Below are 24,165 nucleotides of genomic sequence, written 5' to 3'. Positions count from 1 at the left end.
GCCGTCCGTGGCGGCCGGCCTCCTGCCTCGTGTCAGGCCGCCTGCGCAGCCTTCGCGTTGCCACCGCCCTTTGCCAGCAGCGTCAGCTTCTCGTCGGTGGCCTTTTCTTCTTCCAGCGTTTCCAGCAGCAGGGGCAGGGCGTCCTTGTAGCCCAACTGCTTGGCGAGCGCAGCAATGGTGCCGTAGGCAGCGATCTCGTAATGCTCAACTTTCTGCGCGCCACCGATCAGCGCGGCGTCGCGCACCGGCCCCTTGTCGATGCTGTCGATCACTTCCTTGCCTTCCTCGACCAAGCCCTCCATCGCGGCACACTTGATGCGCTTGAGGCGGATGCCGAGCATTTCCACGACCTGATCGATGCGCTCGACCTGGCCCTGGGTTTCCTCCAGATGGGTCTCGAAGGCCACCGCCAGGTCCGGGCTTTCGGCCGCACGGGCCAGACGGGGCAGGGCCTTGGTCAGCTGTTTCTCGGCACTGTAGATGTCCGACAGTTCATGGATGAACAGGTCTTCTGCGGTCTTGATGGCCATGCGTGGCTCCACGTTGAGGGGAGCCATGAGGCTATCGAGCATCGGGTTGAAACCAGGCCCAGCTTCCGTGATGGATCCATGCGGATGCAACGCGTCCACCTATGCAGTGCCTTTACGCGCCTGTCCCGCGAATAGCCGAGGCAGCCCGGAGACAGTGCGCACTGTCGTGCTGTCTTGCCGCAGACAGTGCCGCGCGAAACGGGGCAATCCGTGACCGTACACGCAGATCGTCGCAGAGCCGCCGTAATCCAGTCGATGCCGCGCGATCCGGGCGGAGGATCGCAGTGCCCCATGACGCGGGCGCACTCGACAAGGATCGACCATGATGAAGACACCCATGCCTGGACTGTGGCTGGCAGCCACGCTGATGCTGGCGGCCGGGCTTCCTGCACACGCGCAGTCGGATCGCAGCCGCGAGGTCGCCAGCAGCGGTTGGGCCACGCAGAATGGTGGCACCCGCGGTGGCTCGGCAGCGGCGGCATCGGCGGTATTCACTGTGTCCAGCGCGGCGGCCCTGAAGGCCGCACTGAAGGCCAGCGTCGGCAGCGGCGGACGCATCGTCCGGATCAATGGCATCATCGACATGAGCGAAGGCCAGCCCTACACCAGTACGGCCGACATGAAGGCGAGGGGACGGCTGGACATTCCCGCGCAGACCACGCTGATCGGCGTCGGCACCACGGCCGAGCTGCGCGAAGCGTACGTGATGATCAAGGCCAACGACGTGATCGTGCGCAACCTGACCATCGAGAACCCCTGGGACCCGCAGCCAGTCTGGGACCCGGATGATGGCAGCGCCGGCAACTGGAACTCGGAGTTCGACGGCCTCACCGTGGACGGTGCCAGCAATGTCTGGGTCGATCACGTGACCTTCACCGACGGCCGCCGGACCGACGATCAGAACGGCTCGGCCAACGGCCGGCCGAAGCAGCATCACGACGGCGCGATGGACGTCAAGAACGGGGCGAACTACGTGACGATTTCCTATTCGGTGTTCCGGCTGCATGAGAAGAACAACCTGATCGGCTCCAGTGACAGTGCCGGCAGCAAGGACAGCGGAAAGCTGAAGGTCACCATCCACAACACCCTGTTCGAGAACATCGGCTCGCGCGGCCCGCGGGTACGCTTTGGCCAGGTGCACCTGTACAACAACTACCACGTGGGCAGTACCAGCCATGCCGTCTACCCGTTCGTGTACGCGCATGGTGTCGGCAAGGAATCCAGGATTCGTTCCGAATCGAACGTATTCCAGTTGGCTGGCGTCAGCAGTTGCGACAAGATCGCTGCCAACTACGGCGGCACGGTGTACCGTGACGACGGCTCGATCCTCAATGGCGGCAGCCTGGTGTGCAGCTGGGACCGGAACGTTGGATGGACGCCGCCCTACAGCTATATCCCGCTGAACGCCGCGCAGGTAGCCTCTGACGTCCTGGCCAAGGCAGGCGCTGGCAAGCTTTGAACCGGGGCGCGCAGCGCACCTCAACCTGGGCCCGCACCCCCGGCCGTGCGGGCCCGACGCCATCCAGGTGATGGGGCAGGGGACTGCAGGTACGCCCGGGCCGGATTCTGCTAGTGTCCGCTTGGCCGCTACGTCACTTCGCCAGCACGCGCATGGATATCCGCCCCGCCAACCCGCGCGACTTCGACACCATGCTGGCCATCTTCAGGGCCGCCATCGCCGCAGGGGACACCCTTCCTTTTGCCGGCGCCTTCGAGGCCGAGACCTTTCGCAACCATTGGTTCCAGGCACAGGCAGCGTACGTGGCCGTAGTGGATTCGCGGGTGGCCGGCATGTACAGGATGGGCGCAAATTTCCCGGGCCTGGGTGCGCACGTGTCGAGCGCGACCTACGTGGTCGATCCGCCCGCACAAGGCCGCGGCATTGGCCGGGCCCTGGTTGAACACAGCCTGGAGCAGGCAAGGGCGGAGGGCTTCCTTGCCATGCAGTTCAATTACGTGGTCAGCACCAACACTTCAGCGGTCGCCCTGTATCGCAAGCTGGACTTTGCCGTCGTCGGCACGGTGCCGAAGGCATTCCGGCATCGTGATCTCGGCTTGGTCGATGTCCATGTCATGCACCGCTTCCTGTAATGCGAGGGAATATTTCGTGAAGCCGCCCGGCCCTGCCCGGGAATTATCGTGACGCATCACGAGCATTTCCGGCCGGGAATGTTCTCCCATCCACCCGATATGCGCCGGAACGCAATGCCGCCGATGCAGCGAATCCCGGCGCGGTGCTGCAGGATTTCGCGTTCTGCCTGTTCTCTGCGTGCACGGATCTCTGCGATAGGCACCTGACGACTCGGATCAATTTCTGCTGTTGATGGCTCGATGGGAGCGGCCGCGGCGGATGGTGCTGTCGCGCCCTTGAATCGAGTATTCCAAGCATCTCCGGTCTTGAGATGCAGCCAAATTCCAGCACCGGCCATGCCCAACAGGAGCACGGCCCACAGGCCGAGCCACGGAAACTCCCAGCGCGTACGTGGGATCGGTTCCAGGTAATCCGGTCGTTGGCGTTCCATGCGCCCCCCAAGGCGTCCTGCGCGCATTGTAGGCATGGTGCAGGGCGCGCCGCTCGTACGCAACGCCTCGCACGGGGTCGTGGCGTTCTGGCCCTGGCCTGGGAGTTCTGCTGCAGGTGGCACACGGGTTTGCGGGGTTGCCAAACGACACGCATCGATCAGGGATCAGGCACGATGCCAAAGCAGGGTTGGGTGCCGAGGCAATAAGCGCCCCGGGTGCCGTAGAGAACATAATATACATACCGCCGTTGTCGGCACCGCTAACCGCCTGAATTTGGGCGGTTTTTGCGTTTGCTAGACCTGGCATCGACAGCGCTACCAGCGCGACGACCGCAGCCGCCGCGCTGATCCGGTCCAGCATCAAACGCCATAGGGCACGCTCGGTCTGAGTCTGCGCACGCTCGGCATGGATCATCGCGATCCACAGCGGGCCATCTAGCTTTCCCATGGCGCAAATCTGCGCAATCCGCTCATCGGACATTGGCGTTCCGCCGCTGCGCCACGTACTCACCACAGCACGGGTTACTCCCAATTTCTGGCTGAGAGCGTTGTCAGACGGGATGGAACAGGCCTCTTTCACTTTGTCAAGAAGATCGGCGACGGCGGTCATGTTAGGCATCCGGTTGACATGGTGTTAGGTAGCCACTATACATTCGCCCGTGTTTGGCAATCGACAAACACCCCGCCACCGGCACCCCAAGGCCGCTGGCGGGTTCCCTTGGGGCTTGGGGCAGGGGGGTTGGGCATGAACACCACACGTGCGGCATGGGCCGCTGAGTACCGCGAGGCGCGCAAGCTGGCGCGTTTCATCGCAACCTTCCACGACAAGCTGAGCGCACTGCCGGTCGGGCAGCGCACCTTCCCGCAGTGCAGGGGCTTCGAGTTCACGCGACTGTCCGGCGACAACCTTCGTTGGGTCGGCGAGGGCTGGTTCGCTCCCGATGCCAGGTGCCATCGCTCGCGGCTCGCGTGCCTGCGTCATCAGAGTCCGAGGCTGCCAGCATGATCGATCCGTTCATTGCCTTCGTGCTGCTGGCGGCCATCGTGGCCGTTTCGATTGGTAGCGCCAAGCTGGTTTCGTGGTGCCTCGACCGGCGTGACCGTGCCGCGGTCCGGCGCGCCAAGGAAGCGGCCTTGATAGCCCAGGCACGCGCCGAACTGGCCGCAACGGGCTGGACCCCCGATCACGAAACCCTCTATCAGGCCGAAATCGCTGCCACCAAGCGCGGCGATCTGCTGGCCGCCGCCAACTACGCCGAGCAGCGGGAGGCCGCCGATGTTCGCTGAGTTCTTGCGTGAGCCGCTTGTTGTTTTCGTGCTGGGCGGCGTGCTGCTTACCGGCCTTTACTGGTCGCTGGTGTTCGCCCTGCGCGGCAAAGGGGGGCGCAATGGCCGTTGATCGCGCTCGCTTCCGGATGGCTGTAGAGGGCGGGGCAGGGGGCTTTTCCCCGCTTTCGCCCGGTGAAAAGGGGCGAAGGGCGGCGGAGATTGGCCCGGGGAGTAACACGGGCCAAAAGGGTCAGCAGGACGCAATCGTCGACTACCTGACCATTGTGGTCCCGCTCTCCGCCCTTGAAGAAGTGAACTGCAAGAAGCTGGATCTCTTGCTGTTCCGCATCTTCGGCTTCCGTGGCGAGGTTGTTGCCGGTGCGATTCGGGAGAAGAACTGGAACTTCTACGAGCAGTCGGCGGTGCTGATCGACCGGGAAAATGAGGTCGTTGGTCGCGTTGGTATCGGCGGCAAGAAGAGCACCGTATGCCTAAGCCTGACCGGCATGGGCTGCAAGTGGGTCCGCAACTGGGTGCAGGTCTACAAGCAGTGCTCCATGCTCGACGCCAAGATCACCCGCGTTGATTGCGCGCACGACGACTACGAAGGCGAACGCCTGGACGTGCATGCGCTCCGCGAGGTTGCTGCGCAGGGCGGCTTCACCGAAGGCGGTTGCCCGCCGCGTCACCGCTTCATTTCCGATGAGGGCCATAACACCGGCTGCACGTTGTACGTCGGCGGCAAAGGTCACAAGGAACTGTGCGTGTACGAAAAAGGCAAGGCCGAGGGCCTGCCGTCCTCGCGCTGGGTGCGCGCCGAAGTGCGCCTGTACGGCAAGCACATGGAAATCCCGCTGGATGTGCTGCTGAACCCGGGTGCGTACCTGCGCGGCTCGTACAGCGCGCTGCACGATCTCATCAAGGGCGTGTGCACACGGCTGCGCACGATCCGGAAGCACGTCGAAGTTTCTGCCGAGGCAATGGTGCTCTGGATGGAGCGCCAGGTAGGCCCGGCTCTCAGTGTTCTGCGCGGAGCGTTCGGAGATTCATGGTCCGACTTCTGCGAGGCCCGCATCGTCCGTGACGGTCACCCCGGACGTTTTCGCGGTATTGCCAAGGGTGACGCACTCCATCGTTTCGTGAGGGAAGAACTATGCCCATTTGCCGTGTGAAGTCCGCCGCCGTCGAAGAGCGGCACAACAGCAAGACCAACTCCATCATCCGCTCCCAGATGGTCGGCCTCGATTTCGGCAACGGCTTCGAGCTGCCGTTCCGTGTCGGTCTCGGCTCGCGCCCGCCGTACCCGCCGGGCGAGTACGACATTGATCCCCAGTCCTTCGCGCTGAGCCAGTACGGCGACTTGATCCTGAAGCGCTACGTGGATCTCGTTCCGCTGCAGGCGAAGGCCGCAGCCGTCCAGGCGAAGCCGTAATCCATGGCCGTGCTGATCCCCGCGTGCCGCGAAGCCGACCTGGACACGGCCACGGGGACCTGCACGGCTGTGATCTGGATTCCTCAACCGGCACTACTGCCGGAACTGTCGATTGAGGATGCACAGGCCATCGGCGCAAAGATCGCGCTGCTGTGGGCTGTCGCGTATGTGTTCCGGCTCATCCGCAAGAAAATCGAACAGTCCTAGGAGGACACATGCACAAGATGTTCAACGCCCTGAAGGGCAAGCGTGCCGCGCTGGCGGCTGCTGTCACCGCCGCACTGGTGTCGGCTCCGGCATTCGCGTCGGGTGGTGGTGGCGTGGACGTGGGTCCCGTGGTCACGGCGATCAACGGCGCGCTCGGCCCGGTCGGTCAGATCGGCGCCGCGGTGCTGATGGTGCTGGTCGGCGTCAAGGTCTACAAGTGGGTGCGCCGCGCGATGTAACGGCAACCGGGGGGCAGGGCCGACTCCCTCCCCCCGGTCTTTCAATGCCCTGGACAGGGCAGGGGGCTTGGGATGGAAGGGTGGATCTGGCTCTGCGCATGGCTGGTGGCCTGCGCGATCATCTTCGTGGATTTCAGCTGATGCGCTGGGTGGTACGCGTGTTCGCTTCCGCGATCATTCGGCGAGTAGCGATACTCCTCGTTGCCGCGCTTGTAGGCTGGTGCTTCTCCGGGCGTGCGCATGCCGCTGCCTGCGCTTCTTACGATGAGCAGTGCACCGAGGGCGCGGCCAAGCAGGGGGCGTTAGGGTGGGGCGGGGCCCAGTCGAAGTGTGTAGCGGTTGCCGGGCCTAATGGCCGCGCGGGCGGCAATGTGCCGAGCAAGATGCCGGAAGGTGCGGGCAGGGGGTACTTCACTGTCAAGGCGGAGTGCCTTTTGAACGGGAACGTTGTCACTTATGTGTCGCCAGCGCCGCCGGGCGAGCAAGCGCGCTGGTACTACGCGAAGGGCTGTGAGGCGGAGCCTTCCTACACGGGGCAGGGGCCGTGGTCCTCCTTCAGTGGTGGCGCTCGATCCGGTAGCTATGGCTGCCGAAACGGTTGCGATGGTCGCTGGTTTCAGAATGCGGATAGTACGTACACGTGGCAAGGCATGCCAGGTGGTGAAACCTGTCCGGACGATCAGAAGAAGGCATGTGACATTCTGCCTGGACATTACTGGAACGCGGTATTGCGAGTCTGCGAACCTCCCAGTGGGGACTGCCCTAATGGCGCGAAGCCGAATTCCTTGGGGCAGTGCGCTCCAGAACCGTGCCCCGAGGGCATGGCTCAGCAGCCTGACGGGACGTGTAAGAAGAAGGAAAACGAATGTCCTGCCGGCCAAGTGCGCTCGCCTGACGGGAAATGTCTGCCCGGGGACGGCCAGTGTGCCGCCGGTGAGGTGCGTGGCCCGGACGGCACTTGCAAGCGCGACAGCGATGGCGACGGGAATCCGGATCCGGTCGACGAGGAGTCGTTCTCGGGAGGCGATGACTGTAGTGCACCGCCTGCGTGCAGTGGCTCGCCAATCATGTGCGGGCAGGCTCGCATCCAATGGCGTATCGACTGCAATACCCGAAAGAATCGAAACGTCGCAGGTGGTACCTGCGCGGCAATGCCGGTATGCACCGGCGAGAAATGTGACGCGATGGAGTACTCCGCCTTGTTGATGCAGTGGAGGTCCGCGTGTGCGTTGGAAAAGATGGCCCAGGGCAACGGCGGCGGCGAAAGCGGGGACGTCAAGGCGATTCGTGACGCTCTGACCGGCACAGGTGGATCTGTAACCACGCCTGCCGACCGGCCAGCGTCCGACGTGTGGGCCCCGAACAGTGGACAGCCAACGCGGCCTGACGCTTCGGGTTACGGCTGGGGCAGGGGATGCCCGCAACCGCCAGCGATTGAGGTCATGGGTAGAACCATTGCGTTCGACACTACGCCGTTGTGCCGGTGGCTCGGCCTTGGCAGCTACTTCGTTGTGGGCCTCGCCGCGCTGTTCTGCCTCCGAATCATCGCCAGTAAGGATGCCTAACCATGCCAATGCTCATCAGCACGTTGCTGACCGCGCTCGCTGCGCTGTTCCGCTCGAAGTGGGGCCCATGGGTGGCAGAGGCGATGGTCTGGCTCGGCATTTCCTGGGCGACGAATGAGTTCCTTGTGGATCCATGGATCAGCCAGATGGAAGACGCAATGCGTGCCGGTGCGCCGGGAGGCGAGTGGGGCGCGTTGCTGGTGTCCTATGCAGGCATCATGAAATTCGATGTGGCGTGCACCATGATCGCGTCCGCTGTGACGGCTAAGTTCGCTGTCGGTGCCGCGAAGACGTTCCTGACGAAGCGGACCTGACATGCCTATCGAACTGTTCACCGGCCAGCCCGGCAACGGCAAAACTGCGCTCATGATGGAGCGCCTTATTGCGGAAGCAAAAGCGGCGACTCGCCCGATTTTCGCTATCGGCATCGATGGCCTTGATCCCGGCCTTGCCACAGTGCTCGATGATGCGCGCAGCTGGAACGACAAGGACGCCGAGGGCAAATACGTCATTCCTGACGGGTCATTGATCTTCGTGGACGAGGCATGGAAGTGGTTCGGCCATCTTCATGATGCCACGCGACAGCAGACGCCCCGGCACGTGTTGGAACTGGCCGAACACCGCCACCGTGGCCTGGACTTCGTGTGGACCACGCAGCAGCCGAACCAGCTCTATCCGTTCGTGCGTGGTCTGATCGGCGCTCACTCGCACGTGGTGCGGCGCTTCGGAACGAAGATGCTTGACGTCTATCGCTGGGGCGAACTCAACGAGGAAATCAAGTCACTTGCGAAGCGCGACATGGCCCAGCGCACCACGCGGCTACTGCCCTCGCAGGTGTTCGGACAGTACAAATCCGCCGAGGTTCACACGATCAAAGCACGAATCCCGCTCAGGGTGTTGCTGCTTCCGGCAGTGATCGTCGTTGGCGCTGTCTGCGCCTATATGGCTTACCGTTCTCTCGTCCCATCTGCGCTTACAGATGGCGTGGGCAAAGAAGGGACGCAATCGGCGTTAGCCGATGCGGCCCCTTCGCCACCGGGCGGTGGATCGCGTAAGGAAGGCGCTCCGCGCTGGCCCTCAGCCGCTGCCTATGCAAAGGACCATCTTCCGCGCATCAGCACGATGCCCTGGACTGCGCCGATATTCGATGATCGTCAGGCGCGATCTGACCCACAGCTGGTGTGCATGTCATCCATGGAAGGGCTGGACGCGCAGGGCGTGCGCCAAGAGGCGAGCTGTCGTTGCCTTACCGAGCAGGGGACGGCGTACGAACTGAGCCAGCCAGAGTGCCGCACGCTCGCCCGGAATGGGCCGGTCTATAACCCGTACCGGGAACGGCCAGAAGATCGGCGTGACCAGCGCTTTGAGGCCGCAAGCCAGCCGCGCCAGGTCGAATCGGTGGGGCTGGCGGGCAGCGTAGTGCAGCACGTAGAGCGGGCCATGGGGAGCTTTCCAGAGTCGCCGTCGTTCCCAACCGATAGCTACATGACCACTGCGCCGGGACCGAACAAGCTATGACCAGCAGCGCACGTGAGATATTGAAGTGGCTGGCCGTCGTTCTCATGACGTGTGACCATGTCGCCAAGGTCATCTACGGCGGTTACGTGGCTGGACTAAGCGAGGCGGGCAGGGTGGCATTCCCTCTGTTCGCGCTGGTGATGGCCTATAACCTCGCGCAGCCCGGCGCCGACGCGGTCAAGTCGGTGCGGAGGCTCGGCGCTTGGGGATTGATCGCACAGCCGGTTCACGCCTTGGCGTTCGGGTACTGGTTGCCGTTGAACATCCTGCTCACCTTCGCCCTGTGCGCCGCTGGCATCTATGCGGCCGGCCAGCGCAGGTGGGTTGTTCTGGCATTCGCCGCGGCGGTGCCGTCGGCATTCGTGGATTACCAATGGGCTGGGGTAGGGTTCGTATTGCTGGCATGGCTGGCCTTCCGGCGGCGGCAGTACTGGCTACTGGTCCCGGCGTTCGCGGCGATCTGCTGGTTCAACGGCAACCTCTGGGCGCTGGCGGCGATCCCGGTGGCGCTGGGCCTGTCTCGGCTGGTGTGGCCTGTGCCGCGTGGCCGCTGGGCTTTCTACGGTTACTACGTCGCACACCTTGCATGCATTGGGCTGCTGGTGCCTATACTGCGGCCATGAACCTGCGCGACTACCTCAATGTTCACTACTGGGTTGCCCGATGGATGGATCGGGCGTTCGCACGTCAGCAGGCGCGCCAGAAGAACTAAGTGCCTACTGGCAGGTGTCGCCCGGCACGTTCTCCCAGCCCCCAGGAATGCGCCGGAACGCGATTCCGTTGATGCAGCGGTACTCATCCTTTTTCGCGGAGGTTGATCGACCTGCCGCAGCACGTTCTGCTGCAACTTCTCTGAGTCTTGCTTCCGCCATCTTGGCTTCGGCCTCCGCAAGTTCGCGCCGCGCTCTGATTTCAGCCATGAACCTGTCGTTACCCGCCGTCGTCGGCTGCGACGGCGCAGCGTGCTGCACGGGCTTTGGGGAGGCGTCCTGCTTCTGGAACCGCTCGTTCCAAGCGTTGCCCGTTTGTAGATGCAGCCAGATTCCGGCAGCGGCCATGCCGAGTAGTAGAACGGCCCATAGGCCGAGCCACGGGAACTCCCAGCGCGAGCGCGGGATGGGTTGTAGGTAGTCCGGTCGTTCGCGTTCCATACGGCCCCCAAGGCGTCCTGCGCGCATTCTAGCCGGGGTGTAGGGGCAGCGCCCCTACGGAAGCGCCTCACACGCGCTGGCGAGGCCTCGGCCCCGGTACCGGCAGGACTGCTGCTGGCGGTTCGGCGTCGGGGCCAGCCATCACCCTGGACAACCGCTCTTGGCGGCGGGCCATCAAGGTGGCCACCTCGATCACGTCAGCCGGCACTGCAGGGAAGCTGTTTCTGGCAGCCTCAGTGCTGCAACGGTTTCGAGGGTGTCCCGATCGAGGATTGCCGCGGAGTTGGCCCATCATCCGGCGCCATTCCTGAGCTTGAGCAGCAGTGAGCGATAGCCACGCCAGATCCTGTGGTTCCAGCTCGCGGCCTTCGGGGGTGACCAGTCGGCCAGCCCTAAACGAAAAACCGGCCCAAGGGCCGGTTAGGTTCCGATCACGCACAATCAGGCTCCATGCCGCAACAGGGACAGAGGGCGAGGCAAGAGACGTGCCAGCCAGCCCCGGAGCTTCGCGAACATAATATACATTATGCGAAATCATGGGTGGGCCGAATCCGAGCGTTCGTCTCTTCCGCTTGGCAATGCCTGGGCCTCTGGCTCGGCTCTTGCCTGCGACCTGGAACCCCGGCCAAGGATGAGATCGCGGCATGATTGAGTTCGACCCGCACCACCGTATCGACTTGACCGGCCCTTGGGCCGGTTTTTCTTTCCTCGGCGACCGCCTGATTACGCCCGAAGGCCGCGAGCTGGAACCGCAGGATCTGGCCTGGCTGTCGCTCACCGCCTGCCAAGCACAGGAATGGCGCCGGATGATGGCGCAGTTGCGATCGGCGCCCACCGAGAAGCCTTCCAGCACAATGGATTCCGCGGAAGTGATCGACGTGGCCACATTGATGGCACGGCGCCAACGGCGGTTGTCCAGGGTGATGGCTGGCCCTGACGCCGATCCAGTGACGGCAGTCCTGCCAGTACAGGGGCCGAGGCCTCGCCAGCGCGTGTGAAGCGTTTCCGTAGGGGCGCTGCCCCTACACCCCGGTCACTGCTCGCGGCAGCGTTGCCAGCCGCCTGCGGGCGAAGAAACCTGTTCCCATCCGTTTGACAGCTTTCGGAAAGCTTGGCCGCCAATACAGGCGAGTCCAGAGCGCTTGGAAGCTTCGGACCCGAGCGAAGGGAGCACGACGACGCTGTCGGAAGGACCAGGGCGACCGGCGCGGCGCGCCTCATCTGAAAGCAGACGGGCTTCGAGGTGCTCGCAGTACGTCTTTACGCCCGGGTGCGGGTGGTTCGGCCAGGCCAATTCGTGACAATTGAGCGGCGTGGTGGTCTTTGACATCGAGTTGTAAGCAGGCTTCGGGGCCGCCGGGAGAGGCTTCGGCCTGGGGCCGGTAGCCGACTGCAGCTGCGCTGCGGCGGGAAAAGCGAATGCCAGTAGTACGAAAAGGAAGCCAGCGCGGATATCCATACCCTACCCCTGTCAGGTTTGATTACTCCGACAAGGCTAGCGTCGCTTGAACGCCCGGTCCATCCACCAGGCAAACCAGTAATGCAGGTCGAAGAATCTGCTCATGCACCGACTATAGCCGCAAGCACGACCAAAATTGCCAGGTGGCCCACGTAATACACGTAGAAGGCCCGGCCTGATCGAGGAATCCGTGCCGGTAGTTCGCCCAGGACGATGACAGGCAGGGCCAACAACGCCCAACCGTTCCCGTTGTAGAGGCAGAGCAGACCCATGCAAGCCCATACCCAGATCGGCAGCACCAGGTAGAGGCGTTGGCGACGCCAGTCCCAAGAGCCCAGCAGGAAGTGCGTGCGCCTTCCATGATTCTTGAACCACGCCCAGGCCGCCAGAACGAGCCATACGCCGGGCCAAGCGTAGTCAAGGGCAACGGGAGCCACGATACATAGCAGCGCAGCCAGCGCCCATTGACGGCGTTCCATGGCCCATATGCAGCCGGCCGCGGCGGCGAACGTCAGCAGCACATTGAGCGGCAACGCCTGGCCGAATGCCAGCACAGCCGCGGGAGTGGCAACCAAGCCCCAAAGTGCCAGGCGCCGAGCAGACTTCCCCGCATCGGCGCCAGGTTGCGCCAGGTTGTAAGCCATGACCAGGGCGAACACGGGGAACGCAACCCGACCGAGCTGGGAAACGACTTGCACGTGACCCAAGCCAAACGCCGTCACAACGTGATCGCCGGTCATCAGCACCAGAGCGAGCCATTTGAGCAGTTCACGCCCGCCACTGGTCATAGCCGATTCTCCCCCGCTGGCGTTGTCATATAGCTGCTTGTCGGGATCGGTGGCGACTCGGGAAAGCTCCCCATTGCGCGAGGCTGCCGCTCAATAGCTACGCCCTGCCCCCGCTGCTCGATCTGATCCAGGGCGCGATTGATCTGCGTCTGACCATCCACAAGCCTGTTCTCACGCCGAGGCAGATAGGGCTCATACTGGCCGCGCCGGGCGACGTAACGACACGTCGGCTCGTCCAGGTCGTAACGACTGCCCTGCTCCGTCACGCAATTGCAGCTGGGTTCGTCGTGACCACCGAGACCATTCTCGCCACCGAGCGACGACATGCAGAAAACGCGCGGCGGCTCGCTGGGAACACTGAGCGCATCGTCGTATACAGGCGCGCTCCAGGGCTGAGATGGGACACGCGGCAGGAACTTGTCGACGTAATCCTTCAACGGTTGTGCCGACTTTGCCGCCACCGCTCCGCCCGCCGTCGCTGACGCTCCGTCGCGCGGAGCGCTGGCGCCACTGGCACTACCTGGCGCGGGAAGGTCGCCGCCGCTCATGCGCTTGTCCATTCGCCCGAACGCCACGTACAGCATCACCACCGCAACTACGGCGAGAACCGGTAGCGCGATGTAATACCAGGGAATCTTGCGCTCGGTGGTATCGAGCTCAGTAGACTTGTACATGCCCATCGGACGCGTCGGGAGCGTCTTGCGCTTGATCGTCAGAGGCGTCGCCTTCTCGGCCCGAGCCTCGAACCTATCGAACTCGCGGAGGTGCACGAACTTCGTTCCGAAGCGGCGGCGCACATGTACGTGGCGCTCGATCAGGTCATGCACGAACTGATCGCACTGCTTGTCGGGGGATTGGCTTACGAAAATGAAGTCCAAGCCCTTGTGCCGGTGCTTGGCAAGTTGCTCCACGTGGTGTGGAACCTTCGCACCGGCTGGCCGCTTAGGAAGCATGCCGTGCTCATACGCCTCATCGACCAGGGCGACCGCGCCATCAGGCAAGAAGTTAGGCCAGTCACGGAACTGCTCCGGCGTCATTTCCAAAACGCCAGTCTTCGCGTAGTCAAACTCGCGAATGTTGCATGCGTATACGATGCGCCCCTGGTCTTTGAACTCAAGCAGGCGCTCGATGGCGTGAAGCGTCTTGCCGTGTCCGGGTTGGCCGGTATACCAATAGATCATGAGCCCGCCCCCAGCTGGTCAGCGACAGCCTTGGGAACAATGAAGATTTTCCAAGCCATGCGAACCGTCAATGCAGAGAAGATCATTGAGAAACAAATGCCGACACCCAGATAGTTGAGCATCTGCCATGCGGGACCGTCGATTCCGCCAATAAACTGCATGACGAACTCTTTGAGCTTGGGCAATAGCGCATTGAAGGTGACCGTGGTCAAGCCGAAAGTCGCAAGCCCTTTGCCCACCAGCCCGGCCGCAGCATCCTTCAGCTTGCCGACCAGCGATGTTGTTGCATCTGTAATCCAGTCAGAGATCATGCCCATCAGAAAAGGCCTCCCATGAGAATTCGAATCGCGGAGTAGGCACCAAAAATCAGGATCAATGCGCGAAGGATTGCGGCAATACGGCAGAAGTGGGGGAAATCCGCCGAAGTAACCGTTTTGCCCATGATCGTGATCGCGGGAGGCTCGGGACACGTTCCAGCACCGCCGAACATGTTGCTGGTATCAAGGCTGTCCGTCGAAAGCCCGATGCCCCACTTCTTGGCGCTAGCGATATCTGCCGCGTTGTCGCCGACCCCCGTCACCTCCCCCCTCCCCTCCAGCGCATCAGGCACACCGTTCCCGTTCGCATCCGTCTTGCTGGAGCCAGGCGTATCCGATTTCTCGCCCGCCATCTTTTCAAGCGCGCATGCAGAACGCCACTGCATCAGCAGTCCGGCGTACTCCATCGCATTGCACTTCTCACCCGTGCAGACGGGCATGCCCGACTGCGAGCAGTGCCCGCCGCTGATGTTGTTATTTCGACGTGTATTGCAGTCGATGCGCCACTGAATGCGGGCCTGTCCGCACATGATCGGAGAACCGCTACACGAAGGCGGTGCATTGCAGGCGTCGCCACCGCTGAATGTCTCGGGATCATCGGGACCGGTCGGGTCAGGGTCACCGTCATTGTCACTGTCACGTTTACACGTGCCATCGGGCCCGCGCACCTCACCCTGAGCACACTGACCATCGCCTGGGATGCAGTTGCCCAGGGGGCTGCGAATCATGCCGGCCGGGCACTCATTGTCTTCTTTCTTGCAGGATCCATTGACCAGAGCCATACCATCCGGGCATGGCTTTTCATCAATGCAGGCATTACCAACTTTCACCTTGCCAGCCGGGCACTCGGGCTCAACAGGCTGACACACGCCAAGCATGGCATTCCACACCATGTTCTTACCTTGGGCATCGCAATCCGGCTTCTTCTCACATGTCCTGCCGTTAGGCGAATACGTGGTTGTGTCATCGCCATTATCACGGTACGAAACCTCGCAGCCATTCACGCAGCGCACGGATCCCGAGGGCGGAAAGAACGGCGTGACCTTACTGGGCTCAGACGAACATCCTCTTGTGTAATACCACCTCGCCTGATCCGGAAATGCCGGGACGACATCCGTTATGACATTCCCCCGAAACGTACATGCCGCCTTCACTGTGAAGTAGCCCCGCCCAGTTCCTTCAACAGTCTTACTGGTAACGTTCGACTGCGCTATGCCCTCAGGGCCAACAGTGGCGATACAACGCGCTTGCGCGCCGCCCCAGGCCGCCGCGAGAGATTGCGCATTCCCGTCTGTACACATGTCGTCGTACGAAGCGCAGTTCGCCGCCTCCGCCCTTCCTACGACGGCACACGCTGACAACAGCACTATCTGCGCCATGAAAGCGTAGACGGTTCGCCGTACCAATGCCCTGGCAAGAACACGCGCTAACCAGTTCATTACAGACCCTCGAACGCGAGCCAGCATGCACCACAGATAGCCACGATGACGAAGTAGCCCATGATCCCTTCTCCCAATAAAAAGGGGGCGAACGTTTCCGCGCGCCCCCTGCTCCGCGTTGCACGGCGTTACTTGGCGGCCCGCTTGGTGTACGCCCACACGACCAAGATGCCGAGCAGCAGGGCGATGGCGCCGATCACGATTGCCATGTCTGCGTTGCCCTTCGCGACCTCGGCAGCGATGGCTGCGCCGGGCGAGGTGCTGCCGGAGGCCAGGGCTGCGCCCGATGCGGCCAGGGCACCGGCACCGGTGCCGATCTTGGTGAGGGTGGAGGCGCCAAAACGGCGCAGGGTGTTCATGTGCTTCATTGCGGTTTCCTCGTCATCAGTAGACCCCTATGCGCGCAGCGCGGAATACGAGGCGCGCCTTCAACCCAATCGCCCAGGACAAAACAATCGCTCCTGAAACGAGGGTCCCATCGGCCAAATCCAGGGGAGGCAGAATTGGCTGGTGGTATGGCATCCAGACCGGCACCGAGCACGTGCCGTCCTGCTGCACGTTCTCAGCAGCGCAACCGACCACGTAGAGAGGTGCCGGGCCGGACATGATTAGGCCGCCTTGTTAGCCGGCTGCGCCTTCACGCCTACCGGATCAACCAAGGTCATGCGGCGAGCGAGCTCCACACCGAAGCGGCCCGGCACCAGGTCCGTGGTGAGGTCCCACTCCTTCACCGCGCCAACCGGATAGCCCTTATCCAGGCCATCGACTTCGACTTCGATTTGGATGCGCATGGCTTCGGTTTCGAGCGTTGCACGCTGACTGTAGATCGGCTTCTGCATGCCCTTGCTGGTGGTCACGGTGCGGGTTTCGACGGCGGTATTGATCGTGATCTTCGGAGCGTTCATGGGTTCGATTCCTTGGTCTATTTGATTAGCGTTGTCGTTTCGTCGTTGGCAAACTTCGGGCGGTACTGTGGGGTCAAGCTAAGTCCCCCCCTACCCCCCCGCAGGGAGACGTGGTGGACCGCTTATTGCCCCGTTGCGCGATGCTTGCATCAGTCCGCCCGGTGACCAGGTATCGCCCTGGCCTGTCGGATCGCGTGTTGCTGTCGCCTGCGATCAAGGCGTCTTGCTCTGGGCGGCGCGTGTAGTCGATGGGCGGTGGGTTCCATGCCCCGAAGTTCCGCGAGAAATCGACCACACCACCTTTCGTGACGTACTTGCTTACGTAGCCGGTAATGTCTGCCTGGCTGCGCGGCGCTTCGATCCGATTACGACCGAACTCCCGGTACCACCATTCGTGCCACTCGTAACGGCTGGCGAGACGGTTAAGGTCATCGGTAGGTGCAGCTGCAACGGCGTGGAAGTGGAGGCGGCCATCGCGGTGGAACTCCTGCCCGCGTGCCCACTGAATGCCGCCGTGCCAGCGCGATGCCCACTTGGGACCGTAGATGCTGCGGTTGAGGCAGCTGACGAAGTAGCGGAACGCTTTATCAGCCGCTTCCTCGTGCATACCGCCTGTTCGACTGGTCTTACTGAGCTTGAACGTGAGCGTCCAAAATTGTTGCCAGGGAACGCGCTGGAGTAGCTCGGCGTATCCCTGCGCTTGGTAATCAACGTGCCGCAGCTGGTGCAGCAGTTCAGCGTCGCATCCGATGCTCGGAGGATCTGTAGGCTGCCCCCGCACAGGTAGCACGGACTGTTGGGGAAATGACTGTTCATCGGCCATCGCCCTTCCGCCGCTTGAACCAGTGACGAAGTGCCAGCCACGCCTGCTCAATGACTATGGAAATGATCGCCAACCCGAGTACCACGGCCACAAAGGCAGCGAGTGCCGCAAGGCCCATATCGAACTCCGCCAGCTCGGCGAATGACGGGTACCTGCTCATGCGACGCGCTCCTGTTCGTCAGCGAGCTCGGCCGCGGCAAGCAGGTTGCCGCGCTTCGTAGCTTCGATTTCCAGACGGCGCAGGTCAGTGACCGACTGAGCAATGAACTCGCTTTCGCGTGCAGCGCGACCAGCGGAGAACGCACGCCGATCAACACACCACGTCACGAATTTAGCCAACCCCAACGACACGGCTGCGATACACCCCAGCAGCACGGCGAGAACAAGTGCGTCCATGTGCCCTACCCCTCCCCAAGCCCCAAGGGGCCCCCGGGCGGCCTTGGGGTGCCGACCGGGGGTATCGGCTACAGGCGTAGTCGATGGGGCGCACCATAACCGGCTACACCCGTAGCCGTCAACACCTGTAGTCTTCGCCCGTAGTCAACGGGTGGAGACGGTCATGGACTGGGTAGAGTTTTTCGAGAAGACCCGACAAGCAGCAGGCGTTGAGAGCTTTGCGAAGCTCGCGCCGAAGCTCGGAATTTCTGACGGCGCCATTTCTCATTACCGCACCGGGAAGCGTGTTCCCCAGGTATGGGTTGTCGCGGAATGCTTGAAGATTCAAGGGCATCCGCAGCCGGAGAAAGCGGCAATCCAGATCATGAAGTCAGAGGCCCAAACCTCGCCGGAGCGACACTTCTGGAAGAGACTGGCGGCGACCGCAATGGCGCTGATGCTGGCAGTTGGGTTCGCCCTGCCCCATGACGTCCAGGCAATGCCGCAGCCAGGTAACGCCTTGCACGATATACATTATGCGAAATTCCGTATCGGTCCGTCGTTGGCTTTGTCGGCTCCGCATGGCAATGGTGTCAGTTTTCTTGGTTCTTGTCCTTTTGCTCAGGATCGTGCCCCTTTTTGATTCTATTGAGAATTTTGAGGCACTCAGGGACACGATCCTAAGTAAGCAAGTATGTGTCGGCTGTCCTGGGCGGTTACGCTCACGTCGACCTCGGGCTCTGCCGCCGTGGGCGCGACGTTGGGGCCGCCTCCTTCCGTGCATTCCGCTTAAAGGCTGCCTCCAGCTGCGCCGGAAGTTGTCGCAGGCTGCTGAGTTGCTGTTCAAGGGCCTCGCATCTGCCCCGGAGAACATCAGTAGCTTGACCGGCCGAGATGGCTGCAGATTGGGCTGGATGCAACTCCTTGCGTAGCTGCTCCTCAATTTCCCTCTGGGCTTTAGCCTGATTGTTGAGTTGAGTCTGGAGATCTTTCGCCTCCTGGCGAGATCGATCCAATTCGCTGAGCGTTCGATTCTCGACAGATCTGACGTACTCGGTCCAGTCCTCTCGCTCAGATTTCGCCGTTTCCAGCGTTTCATTGAGCAGGGCATCAAGTTGCTGTCTTGCTGCCTCAGATCGATCGGCTCTCCGAAGCTCGAGATCCCGCTGCTCCGTGAGCCCTGAGATCTGCAGGCGCAACTGATCGACCAGTCGCTCCAGTTCTGTAGCTTGCGTACTAACAAGGCGTTCGCCGGCGATAGCGGCCCGCTCTGAGCGCATTTGACTCAGTTCATCAGCCACAACTCGTGACCTGGCATCCAGTGCATCACGTTGGGTAGCCAGCGACAGCTCAGTCTCTGCGAACTCTCGAAGAGTCGCCTCCCTAGCGTGCTTCAGCGCCAGCTCCCACCATTGCCCAGCCAGTTCCGCCAACACAGCTGGTGCGTCATCAAAATCCGAACGCCGTGGCTGCAGGCGCGTGCCGAGCCGGTTCCACCACGTCCCCAGCCAGCGAGTGACGGTGTTCGGAGAGCCGGTCCCCAAGTGAGCCCGGGTTCGCCCAACGGTTGGTCGCTCGCCCTTGGCTACCAGCTCGTCGGCGGAGGTGTGAACGTCAGATTCGGTGATGCCGCGGGCCATGCGAAGTCTCCTGTACCGGCGCCCTGCGCTACTGGGCCGGCTGGCACGCGGCGCGCTACGGCATCGAGTTGACCTTGCCGGTACCCGAAGCCACCGTGCTCCAGTTCGTAGTCGATCACGTACAGCGTCGCTCGACCGACGGCGAATTGGCCTGGGAACTTCCACCAGCCGTCGACCAGGCCTTGGTGGCCGCTGGCCTCAAAGCCAAGGTCGGCCCGTGGACCTTGGCCACGGTGCGCCATCGCGTTGCCGTGCTGTCCACTGCGCACCGGCTCAAGCACGTGGCCAATCCCTGCGAGCAGCCTGCAATTCGCACCGTGCTCAGCCGCGCGGCGCGGGCCGCAGTTAAACGCGGCGAGCGCCCACGCAAGAAGACTGCGATCACCCTGGCCGAGCTGGAGGCCATGTTGGCCACTTGCGACGACAGCCTGGAAGGAATTCGGGATCGCGCCCTACTCTGCTTCGGGTTTGCCAGTGGTGGCCGCCGGCGCAGCGAGATCGCCGCTGCCGACCTCCGCGACCTGCGCCGGATTGGCGAGGCGGGCTACATCTACAGGCTGGAGCACAGCAAGACCCAGCAGGCCGGGGTTACGGCTACCTCGACCCCGGATAAGCCGGTGCTGGATCGGGCCGCCCTTGCCCTCCAGGACTGGTTGGAGGCCTCAGGCCTCACCGAAGGGGCGATCTTCCGGCGACTTTGGAAGAATCGAGTCGGTCCTGCCCTCTCCCCGGCCGCCGTCGGTGAGATCGTCCAGCGGAGAGCGCGTCTGGCCGGGCTGGAGGGGGATTTTGGGGGGCATAGCCTGCGGTCAGGGTTTGTGACCGAGGCCAGCCGCCAAGGCGTGGCGCTGCCGGCGATCATGCAGCTGACTGAGCACCGGTCGGTCGCTAGTGTCGTTGGGTACTTCCAAACAGGCGGCGCAACAGCCGACCCAGCTGCACGTCTATTGGAGGATGAATAAGGGACCTTGAGATTTTCCTCGATCAACGACCTTAAGCGATCGCCCGGAAGGAGTGCCGGCTAGATGCCGGCACTCTGATTGAGACATTAGCTGGTGTGGCACGCATTGGCGCAGTAATAGCACCCATTGATGCGACTCTGCGGCCATCGGGCTTTGGCATCAGCCACAGCCTGCCAACATGTGACATGAGAGCCTAGGCTGATTTGGTTGGCTGCCAGTGGCATAAAGGCGCACCCTGTAGTGGTGTTATGCACTTCGTGATCGCCGTTGGCCTGGGCGTTCTGGTTGATGATGAAGTTCGGCAAAGCGCTTCTCCTAAAATCGATAGCAGTTAAGAGATCGGTGGCGCCTCAGCACCACCGACCGCCACTTACTTTTCCTTGCGCACGCCCTTGAAAGGCGTCTTGTCCGCTTTGACGTCTATGAAGCGCCCGGTGCCCGTGTCGCGCTTGACGAAATTGCCAGCTGGTGTCTGGGTTTGCGACCGGTTGCGCACCGCGCCATTGCGGTGACCGTCGCCTTTCGGTGGGTTAGTAGCCATTGAAGTTCTCGGTAGTTGAGGAAGAAAAGCACAAGAGGCGACTGGCCCTGGCCGCTGAAGGCGGGGCAGCATCGCTGCCCCGCACATCACCTGACTACACGTCAGGAACCCAGATCGGCCAAGCCTTCAAGCCCGCGGCAGAAGCGTGGAGCTTCTTGCCATTCTTCAAGGTGATCACTGCCCGGAAGATAAGCTTGTAGCCAGGACGAGGGGTGGCGGTCGTTTTAGACACGGCCGTTTGTCCTCTTGGTTGAGGGCGCTCATCCAACAACTTCAAGACTGGTGTATTGACACTCTTTGGGAGCGCGCTATACTTTTACGGCTGTTTACGAGGCAGCCAATCTTGAAGACCCCGCCGGCTGAACGCCTTGCAGTTGGGGTTTTTAGCTCCATGCAGTGACCTTCAAAGCCACTGCATGTTGTGTTGAAAAAATTGGAACCCCCTATATCTTGGGCTCGACCTTGCGGTCGGGCCCTTTTGCGTTGGACTCTAGCACAGCCCTCTGGTGAAATGTGAACTGAGTCACGTTTTTATAGCGATATTTTTTGTTCGGCATAGCGAACTTCAAAGCGATCTTGCCCGTATCGTTCGCTCCTGTCAAAGCTTTTGTTCGGTATAGTGGCACTTGGCGCTGTGCCGGCCTTCAAGGAACCGTCGATGTCCACTATTTTTGGCAATAAAATCAAGAACCTAAGGCGAGAGAAGGGATTTACGCTTGACTCGCTCGCTGACGCCGCTGGCATGAGTAAGAGCTATTTGTGGGAATTGGAGAACCGAGAGTCCCCTCGCCCCTCGGTCGAAAAGCTCGCTGCGTTAGCAAAGGCGCTCTCCATGGATGTGTCCTATTTCCTGGATGAGGAGGCAACAAGTCCTGAGGAGCGCCATCTGGACCAAGCGTTCTTTAGGAACTACGGCGAACTTGACGCAACCGCCAAGGAGCAAATGCGCAGGATCATGGAAACATTCAAGAAGTCCTAACTTTGCCAAAGGATTGGCCGATGAATGCTGATGTGCTCACTCCCTCTAAAGCTGCCTACCGTCTGACGCACTTGCTCAACATCCTGTCGGAGGCCCACGGAGACCCCCGCTTTCCAGTTGATGTCGTGGCTTTGGCCAAGGGGGCGGCGGAGATCTTTCACTGGGACGACCCCATCACTGACGTCGAACCGGCCGACATCAGGTCCTTTGAAGGTGCACTTTTCGCCAACGACACGTGCAGCAGATGGATGCTGCTTTACAACCAGACATTGAAATCCCCTGGTCGCATTCGCTTTACGCAAGCTCACGAGCTTGGCCACTACTTGCTGCATCGAAAAGATCGCCTCGACTTTCGGTGCGCAACGCAAGACATGGTGAGTCTGACGGAGCAGGAGGCGTCTATGGAAGCCCAGGCCAACGCCTTTGCGGCAACGCTTTTGATGCCCCTGGATGACTTCCGCCAGAGCACACAGGACGGTGCCGACTTTGAGGCCCTCGCCGACTGCGCCGATCGATATGGCGTATCGCTAACTGCTGCTGCATTGCGCTGGATCGACCACACCGATCAGTGCGCTGTGCTCATTTCTCACACCGATGGTTTCATCAACTGGTCGGTCTCGAGCCGATCGGCACGGGCTGGCGGCGCATTCTTCCGTGCACGGCAGAGCGTAATCGCCATCGGCGAAGATACCTTGGCGGCTAACGGTCAGGTAGTGCACGACCGATTGGGCGTGGAGCTACCCGCACGCGCTTGGTTCAAGCATGCAGAGGAAGGGCTCAGTCTTAAGGAAATGAAAATCAGTGCTGATCAGTTTGACTACACCCTGACGCTTCTGGTGCTGCCTAGGGGGTCAAAGGTGTGGGCTCCTCGGATAGATTTGCGTTAGGCACCTGTCCTTGCACCCATCGGCACGATGGTTCGACCTGAAAATAAGACCTGCCTAGTCGGGAATGGTCGGCTCATCGCCCCAAGAGGCCGAGCCTGCCCGGTTCGCCCTAGCGGTGCCGGCACGGCTTGCCCGGGAGAACGGCGAGCTGATTGCTGCGCTATGAGTAGACCGGTAAATCAGGCGATCCTTAACAATGGAGCCCACATACTTCCCGTCCGGGCCAAAAACACGCTCGCCCTTGATGCGGCCGACCACTGCGCCCGAGCGGCTGTAGACAAACTCCCCGCGCACCTGCAGAGGCTTACCATTCTTCGTAAACAGATCCATCTTTCCTCCCGAAGTCCTGTAACGAGTCACAACTCCGCCGAAAGTAATGCCAGGTCGACCTCGCAGCCGGCTACGACTTTACCCATAATGCATCACCCTGGAGGTTGCCATTCTGGCACGCGCGGGATCGTAAGGGGACGTAGCTTCGCTAGCAAGGAGGCCAGTTCGCGGGTAGGTGAATGTCCTTTCTCGTTGCGAGACGACACTGGCCCTACCCTCGATAAATCATCCTTATCGCTACTCCCCGTACTGAAGTGCACTGCCACTCTCAGCTTGGCGCTTCCGAGATCCAGCCCTACTGGGCTGCCGGAACAGGAATCACGCCCTTTCGCAGAATCTCCAACCTCCCAACGTCGCCAACAGGCACAAGCACTGTAGCCTTCCGCGCCGGGTCCCACAGTGCATAGCTGTCACCAAGACGACCAATCAGGCTTAGGTCGCCCTGCACCTTTCCATCAACAGTCACAGCCGTGACGTGCTTGCCGCCGCCAGAGGAAATCTTCTCGGCACGCTGGGAGCCAAGCATGCCTGACGCTATCGAGACGTAGACCAGCATCACCAAGGCGTAGATCAGCCAAGGGGAATCTTTCACTGCGATGGGCACCACCGGTGAAAGATGCACGATCAACGCACAGATGACCGTCAGAAGAACCCCTATCAGAAGAGGCCACGTGTTCGACCACCAAAGCAGCAGCCCTAGGGCAGTGAAGAAAAGCACTGGAAACAGCCATGCGAACAGCTTGCTTTTGGAGCTGCCGCTCGTGACCTTCATCTCCACCCAGCCGCCAAACAGCGAGGCCAGCAGCATGAGGAATAACACCATGCCGATCCCCGCAAGCCCTGCAAGCGCAAGCTCGCTTACCGCAACAAACTGAAAGGGATCCAGGCCGAAGTGCCCCCAAAACGCCTTCAGATAGAAGGCCCCTTGAATCAATCCGAACGTGACGAGCGCCGAACCCCATCCAGCAACATCAGCCATCGTTAGCGTCTTCTGTGTACGTTCCATGTATCCCCTTCCATCGATGCAACCCCGCCACATAGTGGCACGCAGCGCACCGCCCCGCAGAGTCCAACGGAATTAACGTGACGCGTCACGGCGGATCATG

At 61.7% G+C, this 24,165-nt stretch carries 34 protein-coding genes and 2 pseudogenes; 18 read left to right on the top strand and 18 right to left on the bottom strand.

The window, feature by feature from the left end:
- Positions 1-32 precede the first annotated feature (32 nt).
- Positions 33-530, bottom strand: coding sequence for a YciE/YciF ferroxidase family protein (locus A9K58_RS06555; RefSeq protein ID WP_065198589.1), 498 nt, complete (start codon positions 528-530; stop codon positions 33-35).
- 325 nt (positions 531-855) lie between these two features.
- Here A9K58_RS06555 and A9K58_RS06550 point away from each other — a divergent pair, with 325 nt between their 5' ends.
- On the top strand, positions 856-1,989 hold the full coding sequence (locus A9K58_RS06550; protein WP_155760453.1) for a pectate lyase family protein: 1,134 nt from the start codon (positions 856-858) through the stop codon (positions 1,987-1,989).
- A gap of 152 nt (positions 1,990-2,141) precedes the next feature.
- The gene (locus A9K58_RS06545) at positions 2,142-2,621 is read left to right on the top strand and encodes a GNAT family N-acetyltransferase (protein WP_065198588.1); all 480 of its coding nucleotides are present in this window, start codon (positions 2,142-2,144) and stop codon (positions 2,619-2,621) included.
- A 56-nt stretch (positions 2,622-2,677) separates the two neighbouring features.
- Here A9K58_RS06545 and A9K58_RS19840 read toward each other — a convergent pair whose 3' ends face one another.
- The gene (locus A9K58_RS19840; RefSeq protein ID WP_231109270.1) at positions 2,678-3,052 is read right to left on the bottom strand and encodes a hypothetical protein; all 375 of its coding nucleotides are present in this window, start codon (positions 3,050-3,052) and stop codon (positions 2,678-2,680) included.
- Between the two features lie 259 nt (positions 3,053-3,311).
- A pseudogene (locus tag A9K58_RS20175) lies at positions 3,312-3,671 on the bottom strand (DUF3693 domain-containing protein); the annotation flags it as partial.
- A 126-nt stretch (positions 3,672-3,797) separates the two neighbouring features.
- Here A9K58_RS20175 and A9K58_RS06540 point away from each other — a divergent pair.
- The 11 genes from A9K58_RS06540 to A9K58_RS06495 are packed head-to-tail and all read left to right on the top strand — an operon-like array spanning position 3,798 to position 9,905.
- Positions 3,798-4,058 carry a hypothetical protein gene (locus A9K58_RS06540; protein WP_065198587.1) on the top strand — a complete coding sequence of 87 codons (261 nt, stop codon included), beginning with the start codon at positions 3,798-3,800 and terminating at the stop codon, positions 4,056-4,058.
- Positions 4,055-4,339: a hypothetical protein gene (locus A9K58_RS06535; RefSeq protein ID WP_065198586.1), complete on the top strand. Its 285-nt coding sequence runs from the start codon at positions 4,055-4,057 to the stop codon at positions 4,337-4,339. The genes A9K58_RS06540 and A9K58_RS06535 overlap by 4 nt, the downstream gene beginning before the upstream one ends.
- Positions 4,329-4,451, top strand: a complete 123-nt coding sequence (locus tag A9K58_RS20040) for a hypothetical protein (protein ID WP_260808590.1) — start codon at positions 4,329-4,331, stop codon at positions 4,449-4,451. The genes A9K58_RS06535 and A9K58_RS20040 overlap by 11 nt, the downstream gene beginning before the upstream one ends.
- Entirely contained in the window at positions 4,441-5,493 is a 1,053-nt protein-coding gene (locus A9K58_RS06530; RefSeq protein ID WP_065198585.1) for a replication initiation factor domain-containing protein, read from the top strand. The genes A9K58_RS20040 and A9K58_RS06530 overlap by 11 nt, the downstream gene beginning before the upstream one ends.
- Complete coding sequence (locus A9K58_RS06525; RefSeq protein ID WP_231109266.1) at positions 5,490-5,753, top strand: G5P family DNA-binding protein; 264 nt, start codon at positions 5,490-5,492, stop codon at positions 5,751-5,753. The genes A9K58_RS06530 and A9K58_RS06525 overlap by 4 nt, the downstream gene beginning before the upstream one ends.
- Before the next feature lie 3 nt (positions 5,754-5,756).
- Positions 5,757-5,960, top strand: a complete 204-nt coding sequence (locus tag A9K58_RS06520; RefSeq protein ID WP_065198584.1) for a hypothetical protein — start codon at positions 5,757-5,759, stop codon at positions 5,958-5,960.
- 8 nt (positions 5,961-5,968) lie between these two features.
- A complete protein-coding gene (locus A9K58_RS06515) occupies positions 5,969-6,199 on the top strand; it encodes a major capsid protein (protein ID WP_065198583.1) in 231 nt (76 codons plus the stop codon).
- Between the two features lie 44 nt (positions 6,200-6,243).
- On the top strand, positions 6,244-7,764 hold the full coding sequence (locus A9K58_RS20120; protein WP_331250473.1) for a virulence factor TspB C-terminal domain-related protein: 1,521 nt from the start codon (positions 6,244-6,246) through the stop codon (positions 7,762-7,764).
- A 2-nt stretch (positions 7,765-7,766) separates the two neighbouring features.
- Positions 7,767-8,078, top strand: a complete 312-nt coding sequence (locus tag A9K58_RS06505) for a DUF2523 family protein (protein ID WP_065198582.1) — start codon at positions 7,767-7,769, stop codon at positions 8,076-8,078.
- Position 8,079: 1 nt separating this feature from the next.
- Positions 8,080-9,282, top strand: coding sequence for a zonular occludens toxin domain-containing protein (locus A9K58_RS06500; protein ID WP_065198581.1), 1,203 nt, complete (start codon positions 8,080-8,082; stop codon positions 9,280-9,282).
- On the top strand, positions 9,279-9,905 hold the full coding sequence (locus A9K58_RS06495) for a TraX family protein (RefSeq protein WP_065198580.1): 627 nt from the start codon (positions 9,279-9,281) through the stop codon (positions 9,903-9,905). The genes A9K58_RS06500 and A9K58_RS06495 overlap by 4 nt, the downstream gene beginning before the upstream one ends.
- Before the next feature lie 93 nt (positions 9,906-9,998).
- Here A9K58_RS06495 and A9K58_RS06490 read toward each other — a convergent pair whose 3' ends face one another.
- Both A9K58_RS06490 and A9K58_RS18995 read right to left on the bottom strand, forming a co-directional pair.
- Positions 9,999-10,433 (bottom strand): hypothetical protein, encoded by a 435-nt coding sequence (locus A9K58_RS06490; protein ID WP_065198579.1) that lies wholly within the window; start codon positions 10,431-10,433, stop codon positions 9,999-10,001.
- 67 nt (positions 10,434-10,500) lie between these two features.
- Positions 10,501-10,971, bottom strand: coding sequence for a DUF3653 domain-containing protein (locus A9K58_RS18995; RefSeq protein WP_231109265.1), 471 nt, complete (start codon positions 10,969-10,971; stop codon positions 10,501-10,503).
- Positions 10,972-11,077: 106 nt separating this feature from the next.
- Between A9K58_RS18995 and A9K58_RS06485 the strand changes: the two genes are divergently transcribed.
- Positions 11,078-11,431 (top strand): DUF3653 domain-containing protein, encoded by a 354-nt coding sequence (locus A9K58_RS06485; RefSeq protein WP_021201811.1) that lies wholly within the window; start codon positions 11,078-11,080, stop codon positions 11,429-11,431.
- Between the two features lie 562 nt (positions 11,432-11,993).
- Here A9K58_RS06485 and A9K58_RS06480 read toward each other — a convergent pair.
- The 9 genes from A9K58_RS06480 to A9K58_RS06440 all read right to left on the bottom strand — a co-directional run bounded on the left by A9K58_RS06480 (position 11,994) and on the right by A9K58_RS06440 (position 17,741).
- On the bottom strand, positions 11,994-12,680 hold the full coding sequence (locus tag A9K58_RS06480) for a TraX family protein (RefSeq protein WP_065198578.1): 687 nt from the start codon (positions 12,678-12,680) through the stop codon (positions 11,994-11,996).
- Positions 12,677-13,861, bottom strand: a complete 1,185-nt coding sequence (locus tag A9K58_RS06475; protein WP_065198577.1) for a zonular occludens toxin domain-containing protein — start codon at positions 13,859-13,861, stop codon at positions 12,677-12,679. Before A9K58_RS06475 ends, A9K58_RS06480 begins: the two co-directional genes overlap by 4 nt.
- A complete protein-coding gene (locus tag A9K58_RS06470; protein ID WP_065198576.1) occupies positions 13,858-14,178 on the bottom strand; it encodes a DUF2523 family protein in 321 nt (106 codons plus the stop codon). The genes A9K58_RS06475 and A9K58_RS06470 overlap by 4 nt, the downstream gene beginning before the upstream one ends.
- Positions 14,178-15,071 carry a virulence factor TspB C-terminal domain-related protein gene (locus A9K58_RS19830; protein ID WP_231109264.1) on the bottom strand — a complete coding sequence of 298 codons (894 nt, stop codon included), beginning with the start codon at positions 15,069-15,071 and terminating at the stop codon, positions 14,178-14,180. Before A9K58_RS19830 ends, A9K58_RS06470 begins: the two co-directional genes overlap by 1 nt.
- 674 nt (positions 15,072-15,745) lie before the next feature.
- Positions 15,746-15,976: a hypothetical protein gene (locus A9K58_RS06460; RefSeq protein ID WP_231109263.1), complete on the bottom strand. Its 231-nt coding sequence runs from the start codon at positions 15,974-15,976 to the stop codon at positions 15,746-15,748.
- Between the two features lie 249 nt (positions 15,977-16,225).
- Positions 16,226-16,522, bottom strand: a complete 297-nt coding sequence (locus tag A9K58_RS06450) for a hypothetical protein (RefSeq protein ID WP_065198572.1) — start codon at positions 16,520-16,522, stop codon at positions 16,226-16,228.
- A 73-nt stretch (positions 16,523-16,595) separates the two neighbouring features.
- Positions 16,596-17,345: a replication endonuclease gene (locus tag A9K58_RS06445; RefSeq protein WP_231109262.1), complete on the bottom strand. Its 750-nt coding sequence runs from the start codon at positions 17,343-17,345 to the stop codon at positions 16,596-16,598.
- The gene (locus A9K58_RS19445; protein ID WP_155760446.1) at positions 17,335-17,505 is read right to left on the bottom strand and encodes a hypothetical protein; all 171 of its coding nucleotides are present in this window, start codon (positions 17,503-17,505) and stop codon (positions 17,335-17,337) included. Before A9K58_RS19445 ends, A9K58_RS06445 begins: the two co-directional genes overlap by 11 nt.
- Positions 17,502-17,741, bottom strand: coding sequence for a hypothetical protein (locus tag A9K58_RS06440; protein WP_065198571.1), 240 nt, complete (start codon positions 17,739-17,741; stop codon positions 17,502-17,504). The genes A9K58_RS19445 and A9K58_RS06440 overlap by 4 nt, the downstream gene beginning before the upstream one ends.
- Positions 17,742-17,904: 163 nt before the next feature.
- Here A9K58_RS06440 and A9K58_RS06435 point away from each other — a divergent pair, with 163 nt between their 5' ends.
- Complete coding sequence (locus A9K58_RS06435; protein WP_065198570.1) at positions 17,905-18,363, top strand: DUF3693 domain-containing protein; 459 nt, start codon at positions 17,905-17,907, stop codon at positions 18,361-18,363.
- A gap of 79 nt (positions 18,364-18,442) precedes the next feature.
- On the opposite strand, the gene A9K58_RS06430 is transcribed toward A9K58_RS06435, so the two are convergent.
- On the bottom strand, positions 18,443-19,360 hold the full coding sequence (locus A9K58_RS06430; RefSeq protein WP_065198569.1) for a DNA-binding protein: 918 nt from the start codon (positions 19,358-19,360) through the stop codon (positions 18,443-18,445).
- Between the two features lie 8 nt (positions 19,361-19,368).
- Between A9K58_RS06430 and A9K58_RS06425 the strand changes: the two are divergent.
- A pseudogene (locus tag A9K58_RS06425) lies at positions 19,369-20,322 on the top strand (site-specific integrase); the annotation flags it as partial.
- A gap of 370 nt (positions 20,323-20,692) precedes the next feature.
- On the opposite strand, the gene A9K58_RS19695 reads toward A9K58_RS06425, so the two are convergent.
- Positions 20,693-20,863 carry a hypothetical protein gene (locus A9K58_RS19695; protein WP_196769163.1) on the bottom strand — a complete coding sequence of 57 codons (171 nt, stop codon included), beginning with the start codon at positions 20,861-20,863 and terminating at the stop codon, positions 20,693-20,695.
- Positions 20,864-21,521: 658 nt separating this feature from the next.
- On the opposite strand from A9K58_RS19695, the gene A9K58_RS06420 reads away from it, so the two are divergent.
- A complete protein-coding gene (locus A9K58_RS06420; protein WP_065198568.1) occupies positions 21,522-21,842 on the top strand; it encodes a helix-turn-helix domain-containing protein in 321 nt (106 codons plus the stop codon).
- Between the two features lie 20 nt (positions 21,843-21,862).
- Positions 21,863-22,729, top strand: coding sequence for an ImmA/IrrE family metallo-endopeptidase (locus A9K58_RS06415; RefSeq protein ID WP_065198567.1), 867 nt, complete (start codon positions 21,863-21,865; stop codon positions 22,727-22,729).
- Positions 22,730-22,783: 54 nt separating this feature from the next.
- On the opposite strand, the gene A9K58_RS18980 is transcribed toward A9K58_RS06415, so the two are convergent.
- Positions 22,784-23,059, bottom strand: coding sequence for a hypothetical protein (locus A9K58_RS18980; protein ID WP_081283992.1), 276 nt, complete (start codon positions 23,057-23,059; stop codon positions 22,784-22,786).
- Between the two features lie 295 nt (positions 23,060-23,354).
- A complete protein-coding gene (locus tag A9K58_RS06410) occupies positions 23,355-24,065 on the bottom strand; it encodes a hypothetical protein (RefSeq protein WP_065198566.1) in 711 nt (236 codons plus the stop codon).
- Between the last annotated feature and the right edge of the window lie 100 nt (positions 24,066-24,165).

It is taken from the genome of Stenotrophomonas maltophilia (assembly GCF_001676385.1).
GTDB classification, from domain to species: Bacteria; Pseudomonadota; Gammaproteobacteria; order Xanthomonadales; family Xanthomonadaceae; genus Stenotrophomonas; species Stenotrophomonas maltophilia_J.
This window is presented reverse-complemented; position numbering and strand designations above follow the sequence as displayed.

Coding starts and splice junctions, on each gene's coding strand:
- A9K58_RS20120 (WP_331250473.1), top strand. CDS start 6,244: ATGCCCTGGACAGGGCAGGGGGCTTGGGATGGAAGGGTGGATCTGGCT.
- A9K58_RS06535 (WP_065198586.1), top strand. CDS start 4,055: ATGATCGATCCGTTCATTGCCTTCGTGCTGCTGGCGGCCATCGTGGCC.
- A9K58_RS06420 (WP_065198568.1), top strand. CDS start 21,522: ATGTCCACTATTTTTGGCAATAAAATCAAGAACCTAAGGCGAGAGAAG.
- A9K58_RS06445 (WP_231109262.1), bottom strand. CDS start 17,345: ATGGCCGATGAACAGTCATTTCCCCAACAGTCCGTGCTACCTGTGCGG.
- A9K58_RS06480 (WP_065198578.1), bottom strand. CDS start 12,680: ATGACCAGTGGCGGGCGTGAACTGCTCAAATGGCTCGCTCTGGTGCTG.
- A9K58_RS06540 (WP_065198587.1), top strand. CDS start 3,798: ATGAACACCACACGTGCGGCATGGGCCGCTGAGTACCGCGAGGCGCGC.
- A9K58_RS18980 (WP_081283992.1), bottom strand. CDS start 23,059: ATGGATCTGTTTACGAAGAATGGTAAGCCTCTGCAGGTGCGCGGGGAG.
- A9K58_RS06410 (WP_065198566.1), bottom strand. CDS start 24,065: ATGGAACGTACACAGAAGACGCTAACGATGGCTGATGTTGCTGGATGG.
- A9K58_RS06470 (WP_065198576.1), bottom strand. CDS start 14,178: ATGGGCATGATCTCTGACTGGATTACAGATGCAACAACATCGCTGGTC.
- A9K58_RS06460 (WP_231109263.1), bottom strand. CDS start 15,976: ATGAACACCCTGCGCCGTTTTGGCGCCTCCACCCTCACCAAGATCGGC.
- A9K58_RS19840 (WP_231109270.1), bottom strand. CDS start 3,052: ATGGAACGCCAACGACCGGATTACCTGGAACCGATCCCACGTACGCGC.
- A9K58_RS18995 (WP_231109265.1), bottom strand. CDS start 10,971: ATGATTTCGCATAATGTATATTATGTTCGCGAAGCTCCGGGGCTGGCT.
- A9K58_RS06430 (WP_065198569.1), bottom strand. CDS start 19,360: ATGGCCCGCGGCATCACCGAATCTGACGTTCACACCTCCGCCGACGAG.
- A9K58_RS06520 (WP_065198584.1), top strand. CDS start 5,757: ATGGCCGTGCTGATCCCCGCGTGCCGCGAAGCCGACCTGGACACGGCC.
- A9K58_RS06515 (WP_065198583.1), top strand. CDS start 5,969: ATGCACAAGATGTTCAACGCCCTGAAGGGCAAGCGTGCCGCGCTGGCG.
- A9K58_RS19830 (WP_231109264.1), bottom strand. CDS start 15,071: ATGGTGTGGAATGCCATGCTTGGCGTGTGTCAGCCTGTTGAGCCCGAG.
- A9K58_RS06500 (WP_065198581.1), top strand. CDS start 8,080: ATGCCTATCGAACTGTTCACCGGCCAGCCCGGCAACGGCAAAACTGCG.
- A9K58_RS19445 (WP_155760446.1), bottom strand. CDS start 17,505: ATGAGCAGGTACCCGTCATTCGCCGAGCTGGCGGAGTTCGATATGGGC.
- A9K58_RS06545 (WP_065198588.1), top strand. CDS start 2,142: ATGGATATCCGCCCCGCCAACCCGCGCGACTTCGACACCATGCTGGCC.
- A9K58_RS06435 (WP_065198570.1), top strand. CDS start 17,905: ATGGACTGGGTAGAGTTTTTCGAGAAGACCCGACAAGCAGCAGGCGTT.
- A9K58_RS06555 (WP_065198589.1), bottom strand. CDS start 530: ATGGCCATCAAGACCGCAGAAGACCTGTTCATCCATGAACTGTCGGAC.
- A9K58_RS06475 (WP_065198577.1), bottom strand. CDS start 13,861: ATGATCTATTGGTATACCGGCCAACCCGGACACGGCAAGACGCTTCAC.
- A9K58_RS20040 (WP_260808590.1), top strand. CDS start 4,329: ATGTTCGCTGAGTTCTTGCGTGAGCCGCTTGTTGTTTTCGTGCTGGGC.
- A9K58_RS06485 (WP_021201811.1), top strand. CDS start 11,078: ATGATTGAGTTCGACCCGCACCACCGTATCGACTTGACCGGCCCTTGG.
- A9K58_RS06490 (WP_065198579.1), bottom strand. CDS start 10,433: ATGGAACGCGAACGACCGGACTACCTACAACCCATCCCGCGCTCGCGC.
- A9K58_RS06505 (WP_065198582.1), top strand. CDS start 7,767: ATGCCAATGCTCATCAGCACGTTGCTGACCGCGCTCGCTGCGCTGTTC.
- A9K58_RS06530 (WP_065198585.1), top strand. CDS start 4,441: ATGGCCGTTGATCGCGCTCGCTTCCGGATGGCTGTAGAGGGCGGGGCA.
- A9K58_RS06550 (WP_155760453.1), top strand. CDS start 856: ATGAAGACACCCATGCCTGGACTGTGGCTGGCAGCCACGCTGATGCTG.
- A9K58_RS06495 (WP_065198580.1), top strand. CDS start 9,279: ATGACCAGCAGCGCACGTGAGATATTGAAGTGGCTGGCCGTCGTTCTC.
- A9K58_RS06415 (WP_065198567.1), top strand. CDS start 21,863: ATGAATGCTGATGTGCTCACTCCCTCTAAAGCTGCCTACCGTCTGACG.
- A9K58_RS06440 (WP_065198571.1), bottom strand. CDS start 17,741: ATGGACGCACTTGTTCTCGCCGTGCTGCTGGGGTGTATCGCAGCCGTG.
- A9K58_RS19695 (WP_196769163.1), bottom strand. CDS start 20,863: ATGGCTACTAACCCACCGAAAGGCGACGGTCACCGCAATGGCGCGGTG.
- A9K58_RS06450 (WP_065198572.1), bottom strand. CDS start 16,522: ATGAACGCTCCGAAGATCACGATCAATACCGCCGTCGAAACCCGCACC.